This is a genomic window from Sedimenticola hydrogenitrophicus (genome assembly GCF_025175675.1).
Lineage (GTDB): Bacteria > Pseudomonadota > Gammaproteobacteria > Chromatiales > Chromatiaceae > Sedimenticola > Sedimenticola hydrogenitrophicus.
The window spans coordinates 1-1,895 of record NZ_JANIOA010000092.1 but is presented as its reverse complement, the minus strand read 5'-3'; the positions used below and the strand labels follow the sequence as shown (position 1 = coordinate 1,895).

Annotated in this window: 2 protein-coding genes; both read left to right on the top strand. The window is 61.1% G+C overall.

Annotation, left to right across the window (positions count from 1 at the left end):
* Nucleotides 1–366, top strand: a 366-nt coding sequence (locus NPX02_RS21015; RefSeq protein ID WP_260296021.1) for a c-type cytochrome, incomplete at its 5' end; no start/stop codon positions are given.
* 15 nt (nucleotides 367–381) lie between these two features.
* The gene (locus tag NPX02_RS21010; protein ID WP_260296020.1) at nucleotides 382–1,773 is read left to right on the top strand and encodes a cbb3-type cytochrome c oxidase subunit I; all 1,392 of its coding nucleotides are present in this window, start codon (nucleotides 382–384) and stop codon (nucleotides 1,771–1,773) included.
* The last annotated feature ends 122 nt before the right edge of the window (nucleotides 1,774–1,895 follow it).

The following is a 1,895-nucleotide window of genomic DNA, read 5'->3' as shown; positions in this document are numbered from 1 at the left end:
CTGACCTTTGACTCGGTCGGCCAACTGCCCAATCGCGACAACCGTGCCGCACTGGCTGGGCCGGCTGGCGGACAGATTGCCAAAGGCAAGATGCTCTGGGAAGAGAACAACTGTATCGGCTGTCACACGCTGCTCGGCGAGGGGGCCTACTTCGCACCCGAACTGGCCAACGTCTACCAGCGCTTCGGCAATTCCAAGGACGGCATCATCGGCTTCATCAAGAGCCGTCCCGCCAACGGCATTCCCGGTCGCCGCAGCATGCCTCAGTTCAACTTCAGCGATGACGAGCTCGATGCCATCGCCGAGTTCCTGAAGTATGTCTCCGAGATCAACAGCGCCAACTGGCCGCCAAACATTCAGGGTTAAGGGGGAGTTTTAACCATGACATATCAATCTCAATCGGTCGCCAAGCTCTACTTTACGGCTGCCATCGCACTGTTTGCCGCGCAGATCCTGTTCGGTCTGATCATCGGCCTGCAGTATGTGATCGGGGACTTCCTGTTTCCCTATATCCCGTTCAACGTGGCCCGCATGGTCCACACCAACGCCCTGATCGTCTGGCTGCTGATGGCCTTTATGGGCGCCGCCTACTATCTGGTTCCGGAAGAGGCCGAGACGGAGCTGTTCAGCCCCATGCTCGCCACCCTGATGTTCTGGATCTTCCTGGTGGCCGCGGCCCTGACCGTCGCCGGTTACCTGCTGGTGCCCTACTCGACCCTGGCCGACCTGACCGGCAACGCCCTGCTGCCCACCATGGGACGCGAGTTCCTGGAACAGCCGACCATCGTCAAGCTCGGTATCGTGGTGGTGGCCCTGGCCTTCCTGTTCAACATCGGCATGACCATCCTCAAGGGTCGCAAGACCGTGATCAACCTGGTGATGCTGATGGGCCTGGTGGGCCTGGCGGTGTTCTTCCTGTTCGCCTTCTACAACCCCACCAACGTGGTGCTGGACAAGATGTTCTGGTGGTGGACGGTGCATCTGTGGGTGGAGGGCGTGTGGGAGCTGATCCTCGGTTCCATCCTCGCCTTCGTGCTGATCAAGGTGACCGGCGTGGACCGCGAGGTGATCGAGAAGTGGCTCTATATCATCATCGCCATGACCCTGATCACCGGTATCGTCGGTACCGGCCATCACTACTTCTGGATCGGTACCCCCGAGTACTGGCAGTGGTGGGGTTCGGTGTTCTCCGCCATGGAGCCGATTCCGTTCTTCATGATGACGGTGTTTGCCTTCAACATGGTCAACAAGCGGCGCCGCAACCACCCCAACAAGGCGGCCACCCTGTGGGCACTGGGCACCGCGGTGATGGCGTTCCTGGGTGCCGGCGTGTGGGGCTTCCTGCACACCCTGTCGCCGGTGAACTACTTCACCCACGGCTCGCAGATCACCGCGGCGCACGGCCACATGGCCTTCTACGGCGCCTACGTGATGATCAGCCTGACCATGATCTCCTATGCCATGCCGCTGCTGCGCGGCCGTGCCGCGGCCAACAGCAACAAGCAGCAGGTACTGGAGATGTGGTCGTTCTGGTTGATGACCATCGCCATTGTCTTCATCACCCTGTTCCTCACCGGTGCCGGCATCCTGCAGGTCTACCTGCAGCGGGTGGCGGAGAATGCCCAGCCGTTCATGGCGGTGCAGGAGCAGATCGCGCTGTTCTACTGGTTGCGTGAAATAGCGGGCGTGATGTTCCTGATCGGCCTGGTGGTCTATATCGCCAGCTTCTTCATCGGCCAGGACGAGCCGGAGGCGGTCGCCGCCGACGTCTGAGTGACATCCTCCGGAGGGTTTTCCCCCCTCCAGCCTTGAGGCCGGCTCCTGGAGCCGGCCTTTTTTTGTTGTCAGGCACAGGGGCCTACCCCTACATACGGCGGATCAACGCCGGCGGTGGG